The following is a 19,603-nucleotide window of genomic DNA, read 5'->3' on the forward strand; positions in this document are numbered from 1 at the left end:
GTCGGGGGCCGACACCTGGACGACCGCGCGCCGCAGCCAGTTCGCCAACCGTCCCGCTGCATGTACGCAAGGCCGTGGATCGACGTGAAATACCGCTACGGCCTGACCGCCGACGCCACGGAGAAGACAGTGCGTTCACCGTTTCAGCTACGCGCTTGCGGAGCCAGGGCCTCGATCATGTCGCGGATGATGCCGCGATGGTCGCCGGGGCGCCAGGCGAGGGCGAGTTCGGTCGGGGAGAGGTCCGTGACCGGGATGGTCATGATGCCCGGGCGGCGGTAGATCTCGGCGTTTCCGGCGGCGAGCAGGACGATGGCGTCGCCGCTCTCAAGCGCCGCGAAGGTCTCTTCGGAATTGGTCACGGTCGCGCAGACCACCGGCGGACGGCCGCCGCGCTCGTCGATCGCGAGCCAGTGGTCGCGGAGCGGGCCCGCGCTTTCGGGGAGCGCCAGGAACGACTCGTCCAGGAGTTCGGCGAAGCGGACCTCGTCGCGTCCGGCCAGCCAGTGGTCGTGCCGGAACGCGACCCAGCGGGGCTCCCGTGCCACGACCCGGACGTTGAGGTCGTCCTGGCCGGGGAACGGCAGCCAGACGAACGCCACGTCGACCTCGCCGTCGGCCAGGCCCGCCGTGGGGTCGGTCCAGTTGACCTGGCGCAGCCGCAGGTCGCAGCCCGGGCGGCGCTCGGCGAACCGGTCCCGCAGCGTGCCGAGGAGGCCGCGTCCGACGCTGGTCGACATTCCCACGGTCAGCAGTGAGGACTCGGCGGCCGCCGCGTCGGCGACGGCGCGTTGGGCCTCGTCCCACCGCTGGAGCAGTTCGCGGGCGACCGGCAGCAGAGCCTCGCCCGGCGCGGTGAGGCGCACCGCGCGTCGGTCGCGGTCGAACAGCCTCACCCGCATCAGCTCTTCGAGTTGGCGTATCTGCTTGCTGAGCGCGGGCTGCGAGATGAACAGGCGTTCGGCCGCGCGGGTGAAGCCGAGATCCTCCGCCACGGCCACGAAATATCTCAGGTCACGTAGATGAGCGTCCATAACCGTTGGCTATTACAGCAGGTATTGGACGCCCCCGGAAGATCACCGCCACGATGGGGGCATGACCGACATGGAGGATCGTCTCGCGATCATCGAGGCCTGCACGCGCATGGCATGGCACGCCGACCAGCGCGAATGGGACCGTCTCGCCGAGGTGTTCGCAGACTCGGTGACCCTGGACTACACCAGCCTGAACGGCGGCGAACCGGCCGTGCTGACGCCGGAACAGATCGTCGAGGCGTGGTCGGGCCTGCTCGGCGCGTTCGACGCCACGCAGCACCTGATCACGAACCACCTGGTCACCGTCGACGGGGACACCGCGGTCTGCACGGCCGCGTTCCAGGCCACGCACCGCCTCACCGACCCGTTCGGCTCGTCGCTGTGGACGCTCGGCGGCAACTACCGCTTCGTACTCGTTCGGACGGGCGGGGCATGGAAGATCGCCGCCGTGGTGATGACCGCCACCTGGGGCGACGGCAACAGGAACCTGATGTCCCTGGCGGCGGGACAGCGATGATCGCGCTCGTGACCGGCGGCAACCGGGGGATCGGCCGGGAGGTCTGCCGCGCGCTGGCGGGGCTCGGCCACACCGTCCTGCTCACCGCCCGATCGCCGGAGGCGGCAGGGAGCGCGGCCAAGGAGATCGGCGGCGACGTCGTCCCGCTCCGCCTCGACGTGACCTCCGAGGAGGACGTCGCGGGCGCGGCCGCCGCCGTCGCCGAGCGGTACGGACGGCTGGACGTCCTGGTCAACAATGCCGCCATCGCCTACGACACCTGGCAGCGCGCCGCGACCGCCGACCTGGACGTCGTCCGCGAGGCCGCGGAGACCAACCTGTACGGTCCCTGGCGGCTGGTCCAGGCGCTGCTGCCGCTGCTGCGCGAGAGCGCGCATCCCCGGATCGTGAACGTGTCGAGCGAGGCGGCGTCGCTGACCAATATGGGCGGCGGTACCCCGGCGTACAACACCACCAAAGTGGCCCTCAACGCCCTGACCCGCATGCTGGCGGCCGAGCTCCGCGGCGACGGCGTCCTGGTGAACGCGATCTGCCCGGGCTGGGTCGCGACGGACATGGGAGGCCCGGGCGGGCGTCCCGTCTCCGAAGGCGCGGCCGGCATCGTCTGGGCGGCCACGCTGCCCGACGACGGCCCGACCGGCGGGTTCTTCCGCGACAGCCGTCCGCTTCCCTGGTGACCTCCCCATAAGGACCAATGAAATGATTTTAGTGACGGGTGCGACGGGCAACGTCGGCTCCGAAGTGGTCCGGGCCCTGGCCGCGGCCGGTGAACCCGTCCGGGCGCTGGTGCGGAAGCCGGACGCGACGCCGCTGCCGGACGGCGTCCACCCCGTGACGGGCGACCTCAACCGGCCGGAGAGCATGACCGGGGCGCTCGACGGGGCCCGCGCGGTGTTCCTGATCCCCGGGTACGAGAACATGCCGGGTTTGCTCGCCGAGGCGCGACGGGCGGGAGTGGAACACGTCGTGCTGCTGTCGGGCGGCTCGGCAGGGAACAACGACATGACCAACGCGGTGACCCGTTACATGACCGCGTCCGAGTCCGCCGTGCGGGAGTCCGGGCTGCCGTGGACGTTCCTGCGGCCGAGCGCGTTCATGTCCAACGCGCTGCGCTGGCTGCCGCAGCTCAGGGCCGGCGACCAGGTCCGGGTCCCGTTCCCGGACGCTCGCACGGCGAGCGTCGACCCGTACGACCTCGGCGCCGTCGCCGCCCGAGCGCTGCTGACCGACGAGTACCGCAGCGAGATCCTCTGGCCGACCGGCCCGGTCGCGATGCCGCCCGCCGAGCAGGTCGCCGTGCTCGCCGAGGTCCTCGGCCGCGATCTGGAGTTCGTGGGCCTGACCAACGAAGAGGCCCGTGCCGAAATGCTCGCCGACATGCCCGCCAAGTACGTGGACGCGTTCTTCGACTTCTACGTGAACGGCTCGCTCGACGAGTCGATCGTCCGCCCGACCGTCCGCGAGGTCACCGGGCGCGAGCCCCGCACCTTCGAGCAATGGGCACGGGTCCACGCGGACGAATTCCGCTGAACCCCCTCGCCTCCTAATTCCACAAAGGCTTCCGATGAACCAGAGACTGCGGCGCTTTCTCGCCGCGAGCTCCGCCGCCGCATGCGCGATCGTGCCGGTGGCGGGCTGTTCCAGCGACGGTGAACGCACGGCGCCGCCTGCTAAGAAGGCAGAGCCGGGACGCTTCGCATCGTCCAACCCAGGGTCGGTCAACACCTACTGGATTCGGGCGCCGGAGGGTCTGATCCTCGTCGATACCCTGCGCACGCCGGCCGACGCCCGCACAGCGTTAGCGCAGATCAAGAAGACCGGCGAGCCGGTCGCCGCAATCCTGCTCACCCATTCCCATCCAGACCATGTCGGCGGTGCGGGCGCCTTACACCAAGCTTTTCCCAAGGCCCCGGTCTACGCGTCCAAGGCGACCGACACCACAATGCGGGAGGACAAACTGGGCCTCTATCGGCTCGCCCGCTCAGCGAACCCGAACTTCCCCGCCGAACTCACCTACGCCGACCGTGCTTTCGAGGACGGCGTGCCGTTGCGGGTCGCCGGTCTCCGTTTGGAGACCGCCGGATTCGCCCACGGCGAGTCCGACACCGCGACCGTCTATCGCCGTTCCGACACCGGCGACCTCTTCTCCGGCGACCTGGCGACCGGGAAGGTCACGCCCGCGCTGATCGAGGGGACCAGCTGCGGCTGGCTCCAGGACCTCGACCGGCTCGGCGAGCGCTTCCCGAACGCCAGGACGATGTACCCGGGACACGGCGCCGCGGGCCCGGCGCGCGCACTGATCGACGAGCAGCGACGCTATCTGCGGACGTTCCGCGGCCTGGTCCGCCCGGCCGTCGCCCCGGACTCGCCTGGCGGCAGGACGGTCGCCCCCGGCGAGCAGAAATCGATCACCGCGGAGCTGGACCGCGCCTACCCCGGCCGGCCCCCGGTCGCGGACCTGCCGACCATCGTGCAGGAGAACATCAAGGCCGTCGCGCGGGAACTGTCCGCCGAGGATCCCGCCAAGACGCCCGCCGCCTGCGCCGCCCCGCGATCCGCGACTGGGCCCAGGCCGAGGTCATCGGCGGCCGCCTGACCGTCATCAGGGTCGCCGAGAACCGGCCCGGCCACCAGCGCCTCCTGGTGCGCTTCGCCGCCGGCGGCCAGGGAGGCTTCGATGCCTACTACGCCTTCACCGTGGACGGGCCGTCCATCACCAGAGCCGTACTGACCTACGCGAACTGATTGAAGGAGCCAACATCATGGCCTCTCAAGAGAAGGTGGAGTTCTCCGGCGGCGATTCGGCGCTGACGGGGAACCTGTTCCTGCCCGGCGGCACCGGCCCGGCGCCGGGCATCGTGGTGGCGGGCACCTGGACGAGCGTCAAGGAGCAGATGGCCGACCGGTACGCCGAGCGGCTCGCCGATCGAGGTTTCGCCGCCCTGTCGTTCGACTTCACCGGCTACGGCGAATCCGAGGGCGAGCCTCGCGACTACGAGGCGCCGGAACTGAAAGTCCGCGACATCCACCACGCGGTGACCTTCCTCGCCGGACACTCGGCGGTGGACGCCACCCGCCTCGGCGCCCTCGGCGTCTGCGCGGCCGCGATGTACATGAGCGGGAACGCCGTCGACGATCCGCGCGTGCGGTCGCTGGCGCTCGTCGCGCCCTGGCTGCACGACCCCGAGATCTGCCGGGAGGTGTACGGCGGCGAAGAAGGCGTCGCGGGCAAGCTCGCCGAAGCCGCACGAGCGCGCACGGAGTACGAGGCGACCGGTGTGGTCGAGTACGTGCCGGTCGTCAGCGGTTCCCACCTTCGCGCCGCCATGCCGTTCGACATCGACTTCTACCTCAACCCTGGACGCGGCGGCCTGGCCCAATGGCCCAACCGCTTCGCGGTGATGGAATGGCGGGAGTGGCTCGAATATGACTCGATCTCCCTGGCTCCCCGCCTCACCCAGCCGGTCCTGCTCGTCCACAGCGAAGACGCCGCCATTCCGGACGGCGCCCGCCGCTTTTACGCCGCACTGCCCGGCCCCAAAGAGTTCCTCTGGATCGAAGGCGACCAGTTCGCCTTCTACGACCAGGACCCCCAGGTCACGACAGCGGTGAACGCCGCCGCAGCTCACTTCACCCGCACACTGCCCCCCGAGTAACCGCACATGGCGATTCGCTTCCTCACGAAGCGGTCGAAGGCTGCCTTGTCTCGGCCCGCAGACATCGTCGCTGGCAGGGTGCGAACCCGCGACCATCAGATCAGAAGTGAGCTTTCGGAGGCCAAGTGGGGCAAGGCGTGCTCGACGTCGAGTCGCGTTGTCAGGCGGAATTCGCCTCGCGGAGGATCGTGATCGCGGCATGGGGGTCCGGCACGGTGATCGTCACGCTTCGGCCGGTACGCATGGTCAACCGCAGGGCGGGTCCGGTTCGGACCGTGAAGTAGGTGTGGCGAGGGGTCCACCAGAAGCCGAGGGACATTCGCCACGGCGACGGCGCCAGGTCGATCACCTCGGCGCGCTCGATCTCCTCCAGGCGGTAGGTGCGGCGGGGCCATCCGACCGCCCCGCATTGGACCGAGACCCCGTTGGGTCCCGCCGCCGTCTTGACGCTCAGCCCGGTCAGCATGGTGATGAGCGCGACCATGGCGCCTACCAGCAGTGGGATGGCCGGCCCGGCCGGGTCGAGCCAACTGCCGTGCGACAGGCTTCCCAGGAGCAGCAGCGGCGCCAGCAGAGCGGCGTGAACAGCCACCGCCAGCGGCCAGTTCGTCACTCGGCCGGTATAGATCGAGTACCGGCCTGGATCGGGTAGTGCGGATGCCGTCACCGGGCATCATCCTCTCGATGTGTCATGTCAACCTCTCGATGAGGCGAAGCAGGTCATGGCTCCCCACGCCGTGCCGACGGGCAACGGCTACGAGCGCCTGGGCCGCCTCAACGACCGGAGCCGGCTCCGTGACGGCTGACGCGACCCGTGCCCCACGGCCCCGACGGAACTCCAGCACGCCCTCGTCGCGCAGCCGCCGATAGGCGGCCAACACCGTGTTGCGGTCGACTGACAACGCCTCCGCCAGCTGGGCGGCCGGCGGCAGCTGCTCGCCGACGGCAAGCTCGCCCGAAGCCACGCCTCGGCGTACACACGCCACGATCTGGAGTGGCAGCGCCTCCCGCGATGAATGATCAATCGCCCATCTCATAGTACTAGCATTATTAGCACCATCTCGCTGTGGTGGTCAACCGCGCTAGGTTGCGGCCGGGCCTCGGAGGCGTGCTCATCATTCCGGGGAGCCGGTACGCGCGCTCTTCTCCGGCATGAGCGGACGTTCATCAGCGGACCCGGTAGCCCGGGTGCCGAGTGTCGGCCTCTGATGGTGGCAGGTCGGCTTGCTGAGTGCAGAGAAGCCCCGGACGTGCTGGTCTCGCCATGGTCCTGCTCGCCGTCGTGTTCCAAGGCCGGGCTGGAACTCATCGTCCGGGCGAATCCGGAGTTGGCGTCGAAGACGGCTCCGCCGCCGGCGGACTACCTCCTCGTTTCGGTCACCGTCGCCGGGCTGCTCGCCGTCGCGCTGATCCTCGCGCTGACCATCCCCAGCCTGAACCACTGGACGCTGCTCCCGCTGTTCCTGTCCTCCAGCATCGAGAAGGCCTGGCGCCGATACCGCCGCTGAACCATCCGGACGGGGCTGCGGAAGGCCCGTGAACGCCCTGGACGGCGGGGGAGTCCTCGTGCTGGACTGCGGAAAAATAAACCTACGTGGTAGTATGTTGCCACCATGCAGAAATGAGTTCACATGCGCGAAGTCGTCATCGTCGATGCGGTCCGGTCCCCGGTCGGCAAGCGCAACGGCGGGCTGGCCCGGAAGCACTCGAACGAACTGCTCGGCGACGTCCTCACCGGGCTCCTCGGACGATGCGGCCTCACCGGGGCCGAGGTAGACCACGTCGTCGGGGGATGCGTCCTGCAACTCGGCATGCAGGCGGCGAACGTCACGCGCAACGCGTGGCTCGCCGCCGGCCTCCCGCCGGAGGTGCCCGCGGTGACGGTGAACGCGCAGTGCGGCTCCTCGCAGGAGGCCCACCTGGTGGCGCAGGCGATGATCGCGGGCGGTCTCGCCGACGTCGCGATCGCCTGCGGGGTCGAGGCCATGAGCCGGATCCCGCTCGGAAGCAACATGCCGCCGGGCGGGCCGTACGGCGACCCGCGCGGCGGCAGGTACGCCGACGTCCACGAGCCCACGGTCCAGTTCGAGGCGGCCGACCGGATCGCCGAGCGCTGGGCGCTGAGCCGCGAGGAGCTCGACGCGTTCGCGAAGACCTCGCAGGACCGGGCCGCGCGCGCCTGGGAGCTCGATCGGTTCGGCGGCCAGATCGTCCCGATCGAGGCGCCGGTCGCGGACGGGAACGGTGAGATCGTCGGGACGAAGACGATCACGCGCGACGAGGGCGTCCGGCCGACGACGCTCGACGGCCTCGCCGGGCTGCGGCCCAACCAGCCGGACCGGGTGCCGCCGAGCTTCCACACCGCCGGGAACTCGTCCCAGATCTCCGACGGGGCCGGCGCGGTGCTCCTGATGAGCCGGGAGCGGGCCGACCGGCTCGGGCTGAGGTCGCGGGCCCGCGTCGTCGACTCGGTGCTGGTCGGGTCCGACCCCGTCCTCATGCTCACCGGACCGATCCCGGCGACCGCGAAGATCCTGGCCCGGACCGGCCTGGCGCTCTCCGACATCGACGTCGTCGAGATCAACGAGGCGTTCGCGTCGGTCGCCTGCGCGTGGGCGAAGGAGTACGACGCGGACCCGGACCGGGTGAACGTCAACGGCGGCGCGATCGCCCTCGGCCATCCGCTCGGCGCGACCGGGGCCGTCCTGATCGCCAAGGCGCTCTATGAACTGGAACGCTCCGGCGGCCGGTACGCGCTGGTCACGATGTGCTGCGGCGGCGGGCTCGGCACGGGGACGATCCTCGAACGGCTTCCCGAGGAGCGCCCGTGAGCGGCACCACGTCCCGGCCCTGGATGACCGGCGACGCCGCCGACCTCTTCGCGATGGCCGCCGACTTCTTCGACCGCGAGATCCCGGCGAACAGGGAGCGGTGGGAGGCGCAACGCCAGGTCGACCGCGACTTCTGGCTCAAGTGCGGCGAACTCGGGCTGCTCTGCGCGAGCATCCCCGCCGAGTACGGCGGGGGCGGCGGCACCTTCCTGCACCAGGCAACGATCCAGGAGGCGTACGCGCGGCACGGCGACCGGTCCTGGGGCAACTCGATGCACAGCGGAGTCGTCGCCGACTACGTCCATCGGTACGCGACGGAGGAGCGGCGGCGGCGCTGGCTTCCGAGGATGGCCACCGGCGAGCTCATCGGGGCGCTCGCCATGACCGAGCCGTCCGCCGGTTCGGACCTCAAGGCGATCCGCACCAGGGCAGTGCGCACAGACCGCGGGTGGCTCATCAACGGGTCCAAGATCTTCATTACCAACGGCGGCAGCGCCGACCTCGTCGTCGTCGCGTGCTCCACCGACCCGGCGAAGGGCGCGAAGGGCATCTCGCTGATCGCCGTCGAGACCGCGGACGCCGAAGGGTTCAGCCGCGGACGGCCCCTCGACAAGCTCGGCCAGCACGGCGCGGACACGAACGAGCTCTTCTTCGACGACGTCCTCGTCCCGGTGGAGAACCTCCTCGGCGAGGAGGGCGACGGCTTCGCGATGATGATGCGCAACCTGCCGCAGGAGCGTCTGATAATCGGCATCACGGCGGTCACCGCGACCGAACTGGCGCTCTCGGTCACCACCGACCACGTGAAGCAGCGCGAAGCCTTCGGCGGCCCGCTGATGGAGAAGCAGCACGTCCGTTTCGAGCTGGCCGAATGCGCCACCCTCGCCAAAGTCGCCCGCACTTTCCTCAACGAGTGCATGGCCACCCATCTTGCGACCGGACTGGACCTGCCCACGTCGGCCATGTGCAAATGGTGGCTCACCAACGTCCAGTGCCAGGTGATCGACAAATGCCTGCAACTGCACGGCGGGTACGGCTACATGACCGAGTACACGATCGCCCGGCTCTACGCCGACGCCCGCGCTCAGCGCATCTACGGCGGCGCCGACGAGATCCAGAAAGAACTGATCGCCCGTTCCCTCTGACCCGGCGGGAGGGGCCCCGGGTACAGGACGACGACACCGGCTTCGATCGGAAGGGCTTTGGCATGACCGCGTCCGCGAAAGGCGTCCCCCGCCGTTTCAGCGGTATCGACGCATTCCGCGCCTGCGTCGGCGAGGAGATCGGCGTCGGCGAATGGTTCGAGATCGACCAGGAGCGCATCGACGCGTTCGCGGAGATCACGGGGGATCGGCAGTGGATCCACGTCGATCCCGTGCGAGCGGCGTCGGGCCCCTACGGCGCGACGATCGCGCACGGCTACCTGACGCTGTCGCTGATTCCCGTGCTGGGCCGCGGGATCTACACCGTCGACGGCGTCCGGATGACGATCAACTACGGGCTCGACAGGGTGCGCTTTCCGCGGGCGGTGCCGGTCGGCTCTCGGATCCGGTCCCGCGCGACCCTCGTCAGCGCCGACGACGCCGACTCGGGCGTCCGGGCCGTCGTCCGCCACACGATCGAGATCGAGGGGCAGGACAGGCCCGCCTGCGTCGCCGAGACCGTCCGGCTCTTGGTGCCGTGAAGGACATGCCGTGAACAGCGCAGACGTGAACAGCGCGGACGTGAACAACGCAGACAACGACCAGGAGGTCCAGTTGGGTCGCTACGACGGGCGGGTCGCCGTCATCACCGGAGGCGGACGCGGCATCGGGTTCGGGATCGCAGCCCGCCTCGCAGAGGAGGGCGCGTCGGTCGCCCTGGTCGACCTCGACGAGGCCGCGGTCACCGAGGCGGCCGGGAGGGTGCCGGTGCGGGACGGTGCGAAGGCCGTCGGGATCGCCGCCGACATCAGCGCGGCCGAGGCGGTCGAGCGGGCGGTCGGCCGGGTCGTCGAGGAACTCGGCGGCGTCCACGTGCTGGTGAACAACGCCGGGATCACCCGCGACAACCTGCTGCACAAGATGTCCGAGGACGACTGGGATCTGGTGATGGGCGTCCATCTGAAAGGGGCGTTCCTGATGGCCAGGGAGGCGCAGCGGCATTTCGTTAAGCAGCGGTACGGGAAGATCCTGACACTGTCGAGCACCGCCGCGCTCAGCAGTCGCGGCCAGGTCAACTACTCGACCGCGAAGATGGGCGTGCAGGGCTTCACCCGCACGCTCGGCGTCGAGCTCGGACCGTTCGGCGTGAACGTCAACGCGATCGCGCCCGGCTTCATCACCACCGAGATGACCGACGGCGCCGCGCGCCGTCTCGGCCGGGACGTCGAGGAGTTCCGCCGGGCCAGGGCCGAGGTGACACCGGTCAGGCGGGTCGGGTCCCCGGCGGACGTCGCGGCGGCGGCGGCGTTTCTGTGCAGCGACGAGGCGTCGTACATCACCGGGCAGACGCTGTACGTCGACGGCGGGGCGAGGCTGTGAGCGGCCCCCGGTCACGTCATATCCATGAAGCGGTCCAGGGAGGCCGGAATGCATTTCGCTCTTTCTGAGGACCAGCGCATCCTCCAGCGGACGACCGACGAGGTCTGCGCGGAACTCCTCGCGGAGTCGCCGGCGGCCGACGCGCGGGCGGACGGCGGCGCGCTGCGCGCCCGGCTGTGGTCGAAGCTGGTCGAGCTCGACCTCGTCGGGCTGCTGGTCCCCGAGCACCAGGGCGGCGCGGGCGGGTCGCTGACCGACGCCTGCGTCGTGGCCGAGGCGCTCGGCCGCCACATCGCGCCGGTGCCCTACGTCGGAACCGCCATCGCGGCGGCGGCCCTGCTCCGCTACGCCGACGGCCCGGAGGAGCCGCTCGCCCGGCTCTGCGGCGGCGACGCATACTCGGTCCTGCTCGACGAACGGCTCGGCCATCCGGTCGACACGGCGACGGTCGCGTTCGACTGGGTCGACGGTGCCCGGGGCGTCGCGCTCTCCCCGGACGGGCGCGCCACGGTGCACGAACTCGCCGACGCCGACCCGATCATCGACGTCGATCCGCTGCACCGGCTGTGCCGGGTCCGGGCCGTCCCGTCCGGCGCGGCCTTCGGCGAGGGGGCGCGCAGGGCGCGGGCGGTCGCGTGGACCGGGGCTGCGGCGCTGCTGACCGGGCTCGCCGACGGGGCACTGCGCCAGGCCGTCGACTACGCGCGGCAGCGCGAGCAGTATGACCGTCCGATCGGCTCGTTCCAGGCCGTGCAGCACCTCTGCGCGGACATGCTCGTCGACGTCGAGACGTCCCGCTCCATCACCTACGGCGCCTCCTGGGCGGCGGAGCACGCCCCGATCGACGAGGCGGAACGGGTGGCGGCGGGCGCGAAGGCCCACGCCGGGGCGGCGGCGGTCAGGGTCTGCGAGACCGGAATCCAGGTTCTCGGTGGGATCGGCGTGACGCAGGAGCACGACGCCCACCTCCGCCTGCGCGGTGCGCACCTGCACCACGCGGCGTTCGGCAACTCGGACGCGCCGCTGATGCTTCTCGCCGGGCGCGTCCTCGAAAAGGTTTGAGGCGGACACACGTGGACCTTCGTGATTCCCCGGAAGAAGCCGGTTTCCGAGGACGGCTGTGCGCCTGGCTCAAGGAGAACGTGCCGGCCGATCCGGAGCCGGCGGTGCTCGCCGAGCGCTGGCCGTACATGCGCGCGTTCCAGCAGCACCTGTACCGCGGCGGCTGGGTCGCGCTGTCGTATCCGGAGCAGGTCGGCGGCCAGGGCCTCGGGCCGATGGAGGAGGCGATCCTCAGCGAGGAGCTCGGCCGGGCCGGCGCTCCGACCCTGCTTCCGCTCGGCCACCTCGGACGGCCGCTGCTCAGCCACGGCACCGACGAGCAGCGGCGCCGCTACCTGCCGCCGCTGCTCGCGTCCGAGGAGATCTGGTGCCAGGGGTTCTCGGAGCCGCAGGCCGGCTCCGACCTCGCCGCGCTGCGCACGCGCGCCGTCCGCGCGGACGGCGTATGGGTGCTCGACGGCCACAAGACCTGGACGAGCTACGGCGCGTTCGCCGACTTCTGCCTGCTGCTCGCCCGCACGGACCCGGATGCCGTCCGGCACCGCGGGATCTCGGCGTTCATCGTCCCGCTGGACGCGCCGGGGGTGACCGTCCGGCCGATCGTGCTCGCCAACGGGGACGAGGAGTTCGCCGAGATCTTCTTGGACGACGTGCGGATCCCGGCGGCGAACATCCTCGGCCGGCCGAACGACGGCTGGCGGATCGCCATGGACGTGGTCAACTACGAAAGGGGCGCCGTCGAGACCGGGTACCTGCCGAAGTTCGAACGCTACCTTTCCGAGATCGCCGCGTTCGTCAAGGCGCAGCCGGCGGCGCCGGACCGGGCGACGCTCCGCGCGCTCGGTGAGGCGGCGGCCGCGCTGGAAGTGCTGCGGATGCACTGCCTGCGCACGCTGAGCGATCGCGTCTCGGGCGCGCCTCCCGGTCCGGAGAGCTCGATCGACAAGCTGCTCATGACCGCGGTGGAGCAGAGGCTGACGGCCCTCAGCCTGAGCCTGCTGACCGACACGGATGCGCCGGGAAACGCCGCGTCCGGCCGGGCCGAGTGGTTCGACCGGTACCTGTACGGCCGGGCCGGGAGCATCTACGGTGGGTCGGCGCAGATCCAGCGCAACATCCTCGCCGAGCGGCTGCTGGGGCTGCCGCGAAGCGCCGGGTAGTCCGGGCTGCGCGGCGGGGCCGGGTTCAGGCGAGGACGCCGCGGACGGCGTACTCGGCGAGCCTCGCCGCGGTCCGCTCGCGCTCGGCCGCCGAGTCGCGCGGACCGCCCGGACGGAACCAGGCGTGCATCCAGTTCACGGTGCCGAGCACGGCCTTGACGAGGGTGTTCACGTCGGTGTCGCGGAAGACGCCGGCCTCGATCCCCTCCTTGACGACGGCCGTGAAGTACGCCTCGAACTGGCGGCGCATCTTCATGATGCGGGCCATCTGCTCTTCCTTGTTGCGGCCCTCGCCCGCGAGGTTCATCTCGATCTGGTACTGCGCGGGGCCCATGTAGTCGGCCCTGTTCATGAGGTGCATCGCGTGGTGGTGCACCATCTCGCGCAGCTTCTCCTCCGGGCCGAGGTCGTCCCGCTCCGCGGTCGGCCCGACGGCCTCCAGCGCCCACTCCAGGGCCTGCTGGTGGATCCCGATGAACAGGTCGCCCTTGGTCCGGAAGTAGTGGTAGATCCGGCCCTTGGTGCAGCCGAGCACGTCGGCGACGTCGTCGATGGAGGTGGCCGCGTACCCTCGCTCGGAGAACGCCGTCGCCGCCGCGTCGAGGATCTCCCGCGCGCTCGCCTGGCGCTTCGAGGTCAGCTTCTCCGTACGTCCGTTGGCGAAGGCTTGTCGCATGTCGACATACTACTCGGCCGGATGTATCGCCCGCCCGGATCCGAGGCGGGGCCTCCATCTTCCACCCGCGGTGGCGGAGCCGCCCGGCTCCGCCACCGGACAGAAAAAACCTACGTGGTAGTATGTCGAGTGTGTCCAAAGTGAGCAGCCCGTGACCGCGGCCAGTCGGATCGACCGTCCGGGCGGGGTCGGCGCGCTGCTCGAACTCGACCGGCTCGGACCGCTGACCTTCCGCGGCAGGGCTCACGAGGGTGAGCGGGTCAGGCTGTACGGCGGCGAGGTCGCGGCGCAGGCCGTGGCGGCCGCCGCCCGGACGGTGCCGCCGGGCCGTCCGCCCAACTCGCTCGGCGCGTACTTCCTCCTCCCCGGCGACTCCACCGTCCCCGTCGTCTACACGGTCGGGACCGCGCGCGACGGCGGCGCCTTCAGCACCAGGACGGTCGAGGCGCGCCAGCCGGGCGGTGCGATCCTGCTGGCGACGGCCTCGTTCCAGCGTCCGGAGCGCGGGCTGAGCCATCAGGTGCGTCCCGCCCCGGTGCCGCCGCCGGAGGAGTCGCCTCCGGTGGAGCGGGCCTTCGCGGACGATCCGCGGACGCTCGCCTTCCTCTCCGAAGTGACCGCCTGGCTCCCGGTCGAGATCCGCTTCCCGGACGGGTCGCTGGACGTGCCGAGCCGGAGCGGGCACATCGCCGCGCTGCGGTTCTGGATGCGGGCCGGGCATCGGCTCCCGGACGCGCCCGAGACCCAGGCCGCGGGCGTCGTCTACCTCTCCGACCTGCTCATGCTCGCGGCGAGCGTCCAGCCGCACCCGCACCGCATCACCGACGGGACCGTGTGGTTCGCCACGATCGGCCACTCGGTCGTCCTGCACGCGCCGGCCCGCGCCGACGACTGGCTGCTGTACGAGATCGAGAGCGACTGGGCGGGAGCCGGGCGCTGCCTGACCCGCGGCCGGCTGTTCGACCGGACCGGACGGCTGTGCGGCAGCACGACCCAGGAGGCCGTCCTCCGCGTCGCCGAGCCCGGCTGAGCTAGGCCGGCCGAAGAGGGGCCGGACCCGCCCCGACCTGCGGCGCTTCGAGGCATCCGGCCGGGATCGGCCGTTGACGCGCAAACAACCTACTGAGTAGCATGTTTTTTGCCGGGGTGACGCACACCACTCCGCCGAAGTGCAGAGTCGCGCCGAGGCCAGGGCCCGCATCCCCGTCCGGACCAGCCGCCCGAGCGGAGCGTCCCCACCCCACCTCCATCGCACGTTCCGGGCGGACACCGCTCGACGAGCCGAAGAGAGAAGACATGCAGACAAGGCTCAGTACCCCAGTCGCGGCGCTCGCCGCCGGCGCGCTCTGCCTGACGCTGGCCGCCTGCGGCGGCGACAAGAGCGCCGAGGCGGACGGCGGCGGCACCTCCGCCGCCGCGAAGGCCGTGATCGCCGACGCCGAGGCGGCGTACGCGAAGTACACCCGCCCGCAGCCCGCGGCCCCGGTCCCGGCGCTGCCCGCGCCCGCGCCGCGCGGCAAGCGGCTCGCGGTCGTCACGTGCTCGATCCCGGTGTGCGTCACCCTGTCCGACGGCGCCGAGGAGGCGGCCCGCAAGCTGGGCTGGACGGTCACGACCCTCCAGTCCAACAGCACGCCGCAGGGCTTCGTCTCGGTGATGGACCAGGTCGCCGCGAACCCGCCCGACGCCGTCGCCTACATCCCGGCCGTGCCGGACTCCTCGATCCGCCCGCAGCTCGCGAAGCTCCAGGCCGCCGGTACGAAGATCACCGAGATCTCGCCGCTGACCGCTGCCCTGACGCCGGACGGGCCGGTCCAGGCCGTCGTGTTCGGGCAGAACGACGCAGCGCTGACCGGGACGCTGATGGGCCAGGCGGTGGTGGCCGACGCCGACGGCCCCGCGAAGTCGGTGTTCGTCTGGGACCCGTCCTTCACCGGCTCCTGGGGTCCGATCAAGGACGCCTACCAGAAGGTGCTGAAGGGCGCCGGGCGTCCGGCGGGCGTCCTGGAGGTCTCGAACGCCAACATCGGCAAGACCGTCCCGAGCCAGATCGTCAGCTACCTCCAGGCCCATCCCGACACCAGGTACGTCGCGCTCGCGGTCGTCGACTACAACGCCGGGCTCGACGCCGCGCTGCGCGCCGCCGGGCTGGCCGGGAAGGTCAAGGTCCTCAGCCGGGCGGCCGACGCGGCGTCCCTCAAGGCGATCCGGGCCGGGACGCAGTGGGCCTCGATCGGGCTGGAGCTCGGCGCCGCCGGCTACCGCGCGATCGACCAGCTCATCCGGCTGATGACGGGCGTGCCGCTCGGCGACCGGGCCGACGCCGCCGGGTGGCAGCAGATCTACGTCAAGGGCAACGTGACCCAGACCAGCGACAAGCCCGAGCCGCCGGACTACGCGCGGACGTACCTCACGGCCTGGCGGGTGGGATGAGCGCGGTCGGGGCCGATGCGGCGCGCGTCGTGCTGAGCCTCGGCTCGCTCTCCAAGACGTTCCCGGCCCAGAAGGCGCTGGACGGCGTCGACCTGGAGATGCGGGCGGGCGAGGTGCACTGCCTGCTCGGCCAGAACGGCTCGGGCAAGTCGACGCTGATCAAGATCCTCGCGGGCTACCACGCGCCGGACCCCGGCGCGACGGCCGTCCTGAACGGCGCTCCGCTGGCGCTCGGCAGGTCCGCCGCGCGGGAGCGGTCGGTGGCCTTCATCCACCAGGACCTCGGGCTCGTCGCCGAGCTGGACGCCGTGGACAACCTGGCGCTCGGCAACCGGTACGCCGGGCGGTGGTGGCTGTCGGGCCGCCGCGAGCGCAGCGCGGCGGCCCGGCTGCTGGCGGAGTTCGAGGTGGACCTCGAACCGGGCCGTCCGCTGGCCGCGGCCACGCCCGGACAGCGGACGATGGTCGCGATCGTGCGGGCGGTCGCGGCGACCGGCGGGGCGCCCGCCCTGCTCGTCCTGGACGAGCCGACCGCGTCCCTTCCGCAGCACCAGGTGGAGCAGCTGTTCGACCTGCTGCGCAAGCTCCGCGAGCGCGGTGCCGCGATCCTCTACGTGACGCACCGCCTGCGCGAGGTGTTCCAGGTCGGCGACCGGGTCACCGTCCTGCGGGACGGGCGCCGCGTCACCACCCGGCCGGTCGGCTCCGTCGACGGCGCGGACGAGCTCGTCCGGCTGATCATCGGCCGGGCCCCGGCGGAGTTCGCGCCGCCGCTCCCGCCGCCGGACTCGGAGGTGCTGCTCAGCGCGTCCGGCGTGGCCGGCGAGCAGGTGGCCGACTTCTCGCTGGACGTCAGGGCCGGTGAGATCGTCGGCGTCACCGGGCTGATCGGCTCCGGGTACGACCAGGCGCTCGGGCTGGCGTTCGGCGCCCGCCGCCGCGAGGGCGGCGAGGTGCGGATCGGCGGGCGGGCCGTCCCGGCGGGCCGTCCCGACCGGGCGATCGCCGCCGGGCTGGCCTACGCGTCGGCCGACCGGAAGCGGCTCTCCACCATTCCCGCGTGGACCGCGCGGGAGAACGTCACCCTGCCGCGGCTGCCGACCGCCGGGCCCGCGCGCTGGCTCGGCGGGCGGCTGGAACGGCGCGAGGTCCGCCCGTGGATCGAGCGGCTGGACGTGGTGCCCGCCGATCCCGACCGTCCGCTGGCCCTGCTGAGCGGCGGCAACCAGCAGAAGCTGGTGCTGGCGCGCTGGCTGCGTCTCGACGCCCGGGTGCTGCTCCTGGACGAGCCCACCAGCGGCGTCGACGCGGGCGCGAAGGCGTCCATCTACGACGTGCTGGCCGGCGTCGCCGCGCGGGGGCGCGCGGTGGTGCTGTCGTCCTCCGACGCCGAGGAGCTGTGCGCCGTGTGCGACCGGGTGCTCGTCATGCGGCACGGCGCGGTCCGCGCCGAGCTGTCGAAGGGCGAGCTGTCGGTCGCGCGAATCGTGAGCGAGACGATCCGCGACTCCGCCGACGATACCGAGGAGCACTCATGACCCTTCCATCCCAGTCCGTCGCCACCGAGCCCGGACCCGCGCCGGAGGGCGGCGCCGGGGCGCCGCGCGGCATCCGCCTCCTGCGGCAGGTCGCGGCGCGGATCCAGGCGGCCAGGTACAGCGGGCTGCTGCTGTGCGCGGCGCTGGTCGTCTTCTTCACCCTCCAGTTGCCGGAGACGTTCCCGACGCGGGCGACGTTCACCGGCATCGCGGGCGACCAGTCGGTCACGATGATCCTCGCGCTGGGCCTGCTGGTGACCCTGGCCGTCGGCCAGTTCGACCTGTCGGCGGCGCAGAACCTCGGCATGAGCGCCATGGTCTGCAGCGTCCTGATGGTGCACCACCACGTGAGCCCCGCCGTCGCCGTGCTGGTGACGCTGCTGATCGGACTCCTCGTCGGCCTGGTCAACGCGGTCTTCGTGGCGGTGATCGGCATCGACAGCCTGATCGCCACGCTCGGCATGAGCTCGGTGCTGCTCGCGGTCACCGGGCAGGTGTCGGACTACCAGTTCGTCGGCCCGGTGCCCGCCGGGTTCCAGGAGGTCGCGAACCACGAGGTCCTCGGGGTGCCGAGCGTCGCGCTGTACGCGGTCGTGCTGAGCGTCGTCGCGTGGTACGTCCTGGAGCACACGCCCGTCGGACGCCGCGCGTTCGCGGTCGGGGCGAACCCGGACGCGTCCCGGCTGGCGGGCGTCCGGACCGTCCGGTACGTCGCGGGCTCGTTCGTGGTGACGTCGCTGTTCGCCGCGGCCGCCGGGGTGCTCGTCACCGCGAAGATCGGCAACGTGGCGCCCACGCTCGGCCCCGCCTACCTGCTGCCGAGCTTCGCCGCGTGCTTCCTCGGCACCACCCAGCTCAAGCCGGGGCGGTTCAACGTCGGCGGCACCGTCATCGCGCTGCTGCTGCTCGCCGTCGGCGTCAAGGGCCTCCAGCTCAACGGCAACCAGCTCTGGGTGACGGACCTGTTCAACGGCGTCGCGCTGCTCGCCGCGGTGAGCGCCGCGCTGCTCAGCGGCAGGATCCGGCCGAAGCTCAGGCCGCGGCGGCGGGCGGTCCGGGCCGAGGCCGCGACGGCGCGCTGACCGGCCGCCCGGCCCGGACCGGTCACCCGCCGGACCGGGCCGGGCCGGTGAGCAGCGGCCACAGCCCGCCCGCGCCCGCCGCCGCGACCCGCCGTCCGAGCGCTGCGGACCACGCGTCCTCGTTGCCGGACTCGTCCCGCCAGGCCCACATCCGGGTGGTGCTGTGCCGCAACGCGTGCTCCTCGGTGAACCCGATCGCGCCGTGGACCTGGTGCGCCAGCGAGGCGACCACGCCGACCGCCTCCCCGGCGACGACCTTGGCCGCCGCGACCGCGAGCTCCGTGTCGCCGCCGGTGTCGTAGGCGAGCGCCGCGGCCTCGACGGCCGTCTTCGCGAGCAGCACCTCACCGGCCATCGCGGCCAGATGCTGCTGGACGGCCTGGAACCGCGCGATCGGCCTGCCGAACTGCTCGCGCTCGCCCGCGTAGGCGACGGCCAGCGCCAGCGCCCGGCGAGCGGCGCCGGTCATCAGCGCGGCGCGGCCGAGCGCCGCCCGCGCGTGGAACGCGTCCGCCGTGACCGCGCTCGCGGCGTGGACCCGGGAGGCGGGGACGACGGCGTCGACGTCCAGGTCGTCGCGCGGCTCGCCCGCCAGGTTCGTCCCGTGTGCCGGGCGGACGTCGGCGCGCTCCAGCACGATCACGCGGGCGCCGTCGAGGAGGGCGATCTGGTGCGCGTGCCGCGCCCAGGGCACGCGGGCGATCCTCCCCTGTACGGAGAGCCCGCCGCCCACCGGACGCGTCCGCAACCCCGGCCCCGCGACCGCCGCCGTCATCGGACCGGACGGCACCGCGCCACCGCAGCCGGCGATGAGCCACCCCGCGAGCAGCGCCGCCTCCGCGAGCGGGACGCTCGCCGCGAACTCGCCCAGCACTTCCAGCACGGCCACGGCGTGGGCGACGTCGCCGCCGGAGCCGCCGTACTCCTCCGGCACCCCCACGGCGGTGACGCCGATCTGCTCCAGCGCCGTCCACAGCCCGGCGTTCCAGCCGCCGTCCGCGCAGGCCGCCACGGCACCGGCATCGCTCAGCTCCGAGCACGCCTCCCGCACCGTGGCCACAAGCGTCGCCGTCATCTCGTTCATCGAGCCCT

21 protein-coding genes are annotated in these 19,603 nt (G+C 71.9%); 16 read left to right on the top strand and 5 right to left on the bottom strand.

From position 1 onward, the window contains the following. Nucleotides 1-143: 143 nt before the first annotated feature. A complete protein-coding gene (locus FXF65_RS40145) occupies nucleotides 144-1,034 on the bottom strand; it encodes a LysR family transcriptional regulator (protein WP_148355715.1) in 891 nt (296 codons plus the stop codon). 61 nt (nucleotides 1,035-1,095) lie between these two features. Between FXF65_RS40145 and FXF65_RS40150 the strand changes: the two genes are divergently transcribed. The 5 genes from FXF65_RS40150 (at nucleotide 1,096) to FXF65_RS40170 (ending at nucleotide 5,207) form a co-directional block, all read left to right on the top strand. Continuing rightward, complete coding sequence (locus tag FXF65_RS40150) at nucleotides 1,096-1,551, top strand: nuclear transport factor 2 family protein (protein WP_222868998.1); 456 nt, start codon at nucleotides 1,096-1,098, stop codon at nucleotides 1,549-1,551. Next, the gene (locus FXF65_RS40155; RefSeq protein WP_148355716.1) at nucleotides 1,548-2,228 is read left to right on the top strand and encodes an SDR family oxidoreductase; all 681 of its coding nucleotides are present in this window, start codon (nucleotides 1,548-1,550) and stop codon (nucleotides 2,226-2,228) included. Before FXF65_RS40150 ends, FXF65_RS40155 begins: the two co-directional genes overlap by 4 nt. 22 nt (nucleotides 2,229-2,250) lie before the next feature. Then, nucleotides 2,251-3,081, top strand: coding sequence for an NAD(P)H-binding protein (locus FXF65_RS40160; protein WP_148355717.1), 831 nt, complete (start codon nucleotides 2,251-2,253; stop codon nucleotides 3,079-3,081). A gap of 34 nt (nucleotides 3,082-3,115) precedes the next feature. Then, a complete protein-coding gene (locus FXF65_RS40165; RefSeq protein WP_148355718.1) occupies nucleotides 3,116-4,147 on the top strand; it encodes an MBL fold metallo-hydrolase in 1,032 nt (343 codons plus the stop codon). 166 nt (nucleotides 4,148-4,313) lie between these two features. Then, nucleotides 4,314-5,207 (top strand): alpha/beta hydrolase, encoded by an 894-nt coding sequence (locus FXF65_RS40170; RefSeq protein ID WP_148355719.1) that lies wholly within the window; start codon nucleotides 4,314-4,316, stop codon nucleotides 5,205-5,207. A gap of 160 nt (nucleotides 5,208-5,367) precedes the next feature. Here FXF65_RS40170 and FXF65_RS40175 read toward each other — a convergent pair whose 3' ends face one another. Together FXF65_RS40175 and FXF65_RS40180 are read right to left on the bottom strand one after the other, a co-directional pair. After that, the gene (locus FXF65_RS40175) at nucleotides 5,368-5,820 is read right to left on the bottom strand and encodes a hypothetical protein (RefSeq protein ID WP_222869000.1); all 453 of its coding nucleotides are present in this window, start codon (nucleotides 5,818-5,820) and stop codon (nucleotides 5,368-5,370) included. A 76-nt stretch (nucleotides 5,821-5,896) separates the two neighbouring features. Continuing rightward, nucleotides 5,897-6,244, bottom strand: a complete 348-nt coding sequence (locus FXF65_RS40180; RefSeq protein ID WP_148355721.1) for a GntR family transcriptional regulator — start codon at nucleotides 6,242-6,244, stop codon at nucleotides 5,897-5,899. A 213-nt stretch (nucleotides 6,245-6,457) separates the two neighbouring features. Between FXF65_RS40180 and FXF65_RS40185 the strand changes: the two genes are divergently transcribed. The 7 genes from FXF65_RS40185 (at nucleotide 6,458) to FXF65_RS40215 (ending at nucleotide 12,782) form a co-directional block, all read left to right on the top strand. After that, nucleotides 6,458-6,715, top strand: a complete 258-nt coding sequence (locus FXF65_RS40185; RefSeq protein WP_148355722.1) for a hypothetical protein — start codon at nucleotides 6,458-6,460, stop codon at nucleotides 6,713-6,715. A gap of 123 nt (nucleotides 6,716-6,838) precedes the next feature. Next, the gene (locus FXF65_RS40190) at nucleotides 6,839-8,038 is read left to right on the top strand and encodes an acetyl-CoA C-acyltransferase (RefSeq protein WP_148355723.1); all 1,200 of its coding nucleotides are present in this window, start codon (nucleotides 6,839-6,841) and stop codon (nucleotides 8,036-8,038) included. Further along, complete coding sequence (locus tag FXF65_RS40195; RefSeq protein WP_246199422.1) at nucleotides 8,035-9,183, top strand: acyl-CoA dehydrogenase family protein; 1,149 nt, start codon at nucleotides 8,035-8,037, stop codon at nucleotides 9,181-9,183. The genes FXF65_RS40190 and FXF65_RS40195 overlap by 4 nt, the downstream gene beginning before the upstream one ends. 62 nt (nucleotides 9,184-9,245) lie before the next feature. Continuing rightward, a complete protein-coding gene (locus FXF65_RS40200) occupies nucleotides 9,246-9,722 on the top strand; it encodes a MaoC family dehydratase (RefSeq protein WP_148355724.1) in 477 nt (158 codons plus the stop codon). A 73-nt stretch (nucleotides 9,723-9,795) separates the two neighbouring features. Continuing rightward, the gene (locus tag FXF65_RS40205) at nucleotides 9,796-10,560 is read left to right on the top strand and encodes an SDR family NAD(P)-dependent oxidoreductase (protein WP_148355774.1); all 765 of its coding nucleotides are present in this window, start codon (nucleotides 9,796-9,798) and stop codon (nucleotides 10,558-10,560) included. 48 nt (nucleotides 10,561-10,608) lie between these two features. After that, on the top strand, nucleotides 10,609-11,622 hold the full coding sequence (locus FXF65_RS40210; RefSeq protein WP_187412782.1) for an acyl-CoA dehydrogenase family protein: 1,014 nt from the start codon (nucleotides 10,609-10,611) through the stop codon (nucleotides 11,620-11,622). Nucleotides 11,623-11,633: 11 nt separating this feature from the next. Beyond that, complete coding sequence (locus FXF65_RS40215; protein ID WP_148355726.1) at nucleotides 11,634-12,782, top strand: acyl-CoA dehydrogenase family protein; 1,149 nt, start codon at nucleotides 11,634-11,636, stop codon at nucleotides 12,780-12,782. Between the two features lie 25 nt (nucleotides 12,783-12,807). Here FXF65_RS40215 and FXF65_RS40220 read toward each other — a convergent pair whose 3' ends face one another. Continuing rightward, on the bottom strand, nucleotides 12,808-13,458 hold the full coding sequence (locus FXF65_RS40220) for a TetR/AcrR family transcriptional regulator (RefSeq protein ID WP_148355727.1): 651 nt from the start codon (nucleotides 13,456-13,458) through the stop codon (nucleotides 12,808-12,810). 151 nt (nucleotides 13,459-13,609) lie between these two features. Between FXF65_RS40220 and FXF65_RS40225 the strand changes: the two genes are divergently transcribed. The 4 genes from FXF65_RS40225 to FXF65_RS40240 all read left to right on the top strand — a co-directional run bounded on the left by FXF65_RS40225 (nucleotide 13,610) and on the right by FXF65_RS40240 (nucleotide 18,511). Beyond that, nucleotides 13,610-14,488: an acyl-CoA thioesterase gene (locus tag FXF65_RS40225; RefSeq protein WP_148355728.1), complete on the top strand. Its 879-nt coding sequence runs from the start codon at nucleotides 13,610-13,612 to the stop codon at nucleotides 14,486-14,488. Nucleotides 14,489-14,754: 266 nt separating this feature from the next. Further along, nucleotides 14,755-15,891: a sugar ABC transporter substrate-binding protein gene (locus FXF65_RS40230; RefSeq protein ID WP_148355729.1), complete on the top strand. Its 1,137-nt coding sequence runs from the start codon at nucleotides 14,755-14,757 to the stop codon at nucleotides 15,889-15,891. Further along, complete coding sequence (locus tag FXF65_RS40235) at nucleotides 15,888-17,429, top strand: sugar ABC transporter ATP-binding protein (protein ID WP_148355730.1); 1,542 nt, start codon at nucleotides 15,888-15,890, stop codon at nucleotides 17,427-17,429. The genes FXF65_RS40230 and FXF65_RS40235 overlap by 4 nt, the downstream gene beginning before the upstream one ends. Beyond that, nucleotides 17,426-18,511 (top strand): ABC transporter permease, encoded by a 1,086-nt coding sequence (locus tag FXF65_RS40240; RefSeq protein WP_148355731.1) that lies wholly within the window; start codon nucleotides 17,426-17,428, stop codon nucleotides 18,509-18,511. The genes FXF65_RS40235 and FXF65_RS40240 overlap by 4 nt, the downstream gene beginning before the upstream one ends. A gap of 22 nt (nucleotides 18,512-18,533) precedes the next feature. Here FXF65_RS40240 and FXF65_RS40245 read toward each other — a convergent pair whose 3' ends face one another. Continuing rightward, entirely contained in the window at nucleotides 18,534-19,595 is a 1,062-nt protein-coding gene (locus FXF65_RS40245) for an acyl-CoA dehydrogenase family protein (protein WP_148355732.1), read from the bottom strand. Nucleotides 19,596-19,603: the final 8 nt, after the last annotated feature.

Origin of the sequence: Actinomadura syzygii (assembly GCF_008085905.1) — a bacterium.
Lineage (GTDB): Bacteria > Actinomycetota > Actinomycetes > Streptosporangiales > Streptosporangiaceae > Spirillospora > Spirillospora syzygii.

Excerpts from the sequence above, each read along its gene's own strand:
- FXF65_RS40155 (WP_148355716.1), top strand. The coding sequence starts at position 1,548 with ATGATCGCGCTCGTGACCGGCGGCAACCGGGGGATCGGCCGGGAGGTC.
- FXF65_RS40230 (WP_148355729.1), top strand. The coding sequence starts at position 14,755 with ATGCAGACAAGGCTCAGTACCCCAGTCGCGGCGCTCGCCGCCGGCGCG.
- FXF65_RS40190 (WP_148355723.1), top strand. The coding sequence starts at position 6,839 with ATGCGCGAAGTCGTCATCGTCGATGCGGTCCGGTCCCCGGTCGGCAAG.
- FXF65_RS40235 (WP_148355730.1), top strand. The coding sequence starts at position 15,888 with ATGAGCGCGGTCGGGGCCGATGCGGCGCGCGTCGTGCTGAGCCTCGGC.
- FXF65_RS40180 (WP_148355721.1), bottom strand. The coding sequence starts at position 6,244 with ATGAGATGGGCGATTGATCATTCATCGCGGGAGGCGCTGCCACTCCAG.
- FXF65_RS40220 (WP_148355727.1), bottom strand. The coding sequence starts at position 13,458 with ATGCGACAAGCCTTCGCCAACGGACGTACGGAGAAGCTGACCTCGAAG.
- FXF65_RS40240 (WP_148355731.1), top strand. The coding sequence starts at position 17,426 with ATGACCCTTCCATCCCAGTCCGTCGCCACCGAGCCCGGACCCGCGCCG.
- FXF65_RS40160 (WP_148355717.1), top strand. The coding sequence starts at position 2,251 with ATGATTTTAGTGACGGGTGCGACGGGCAACGTCGGCTCCGAAGTGGTC.
- FXF65_RS40145 (WP_148355715.1), bottom strand. The coding sequence starts at position 1,034 with ATGGACGCTCATCTACGTGACCTGAGATATTTCGTGGCCGTGGCGGAG.
- FXF65_RS40245 (WP_148355732.1), bottom strand. The coding sequence starts at position 19,595 with ATGAACGAGATGACGGCGACGCTTGTGGCCACGGTGCGGGAGGCGTGC.
- FXF65_RS40165 (WP_148355718.1), top strand. The coding sequence starts at position 3,116 with ATGAACCAGAGACTGCGGCGCTTTCTCGCCGCGAGCTCCGCCGCCGCA.
- FXF65_RS40150 (WP_222868998.1), top strand. The coding sequence starts at position 1,096 with ATGACCGACATGGAGGATCGTCTCGCGATCATCGAGGCCTGCACGCGC.
- FXF65_RS40200 (WP_148355724.1), top strand. The coding sequence starts at position 9,246 with ATGACCGCGTCCGCGAAAGGCGTCCCCCGCCGTTTCAGCGGTATCGAC.
- FXF65_RS40210 (WP_187412782.1), top strand. The coding sequence starts at position 10,609 with ATGCATTTCGCTCTTTCTGAGGACCAGCGCATCCTCCAGCGGACGACC.
- FXF65_RS40170 (WP_148355719.1), top strand. The coding sequence starts at position 4,314 with ATGGCCTCTCAAGAGAAGGTGGAGTTCTCCGGCGGCGATTCGGCGCTG.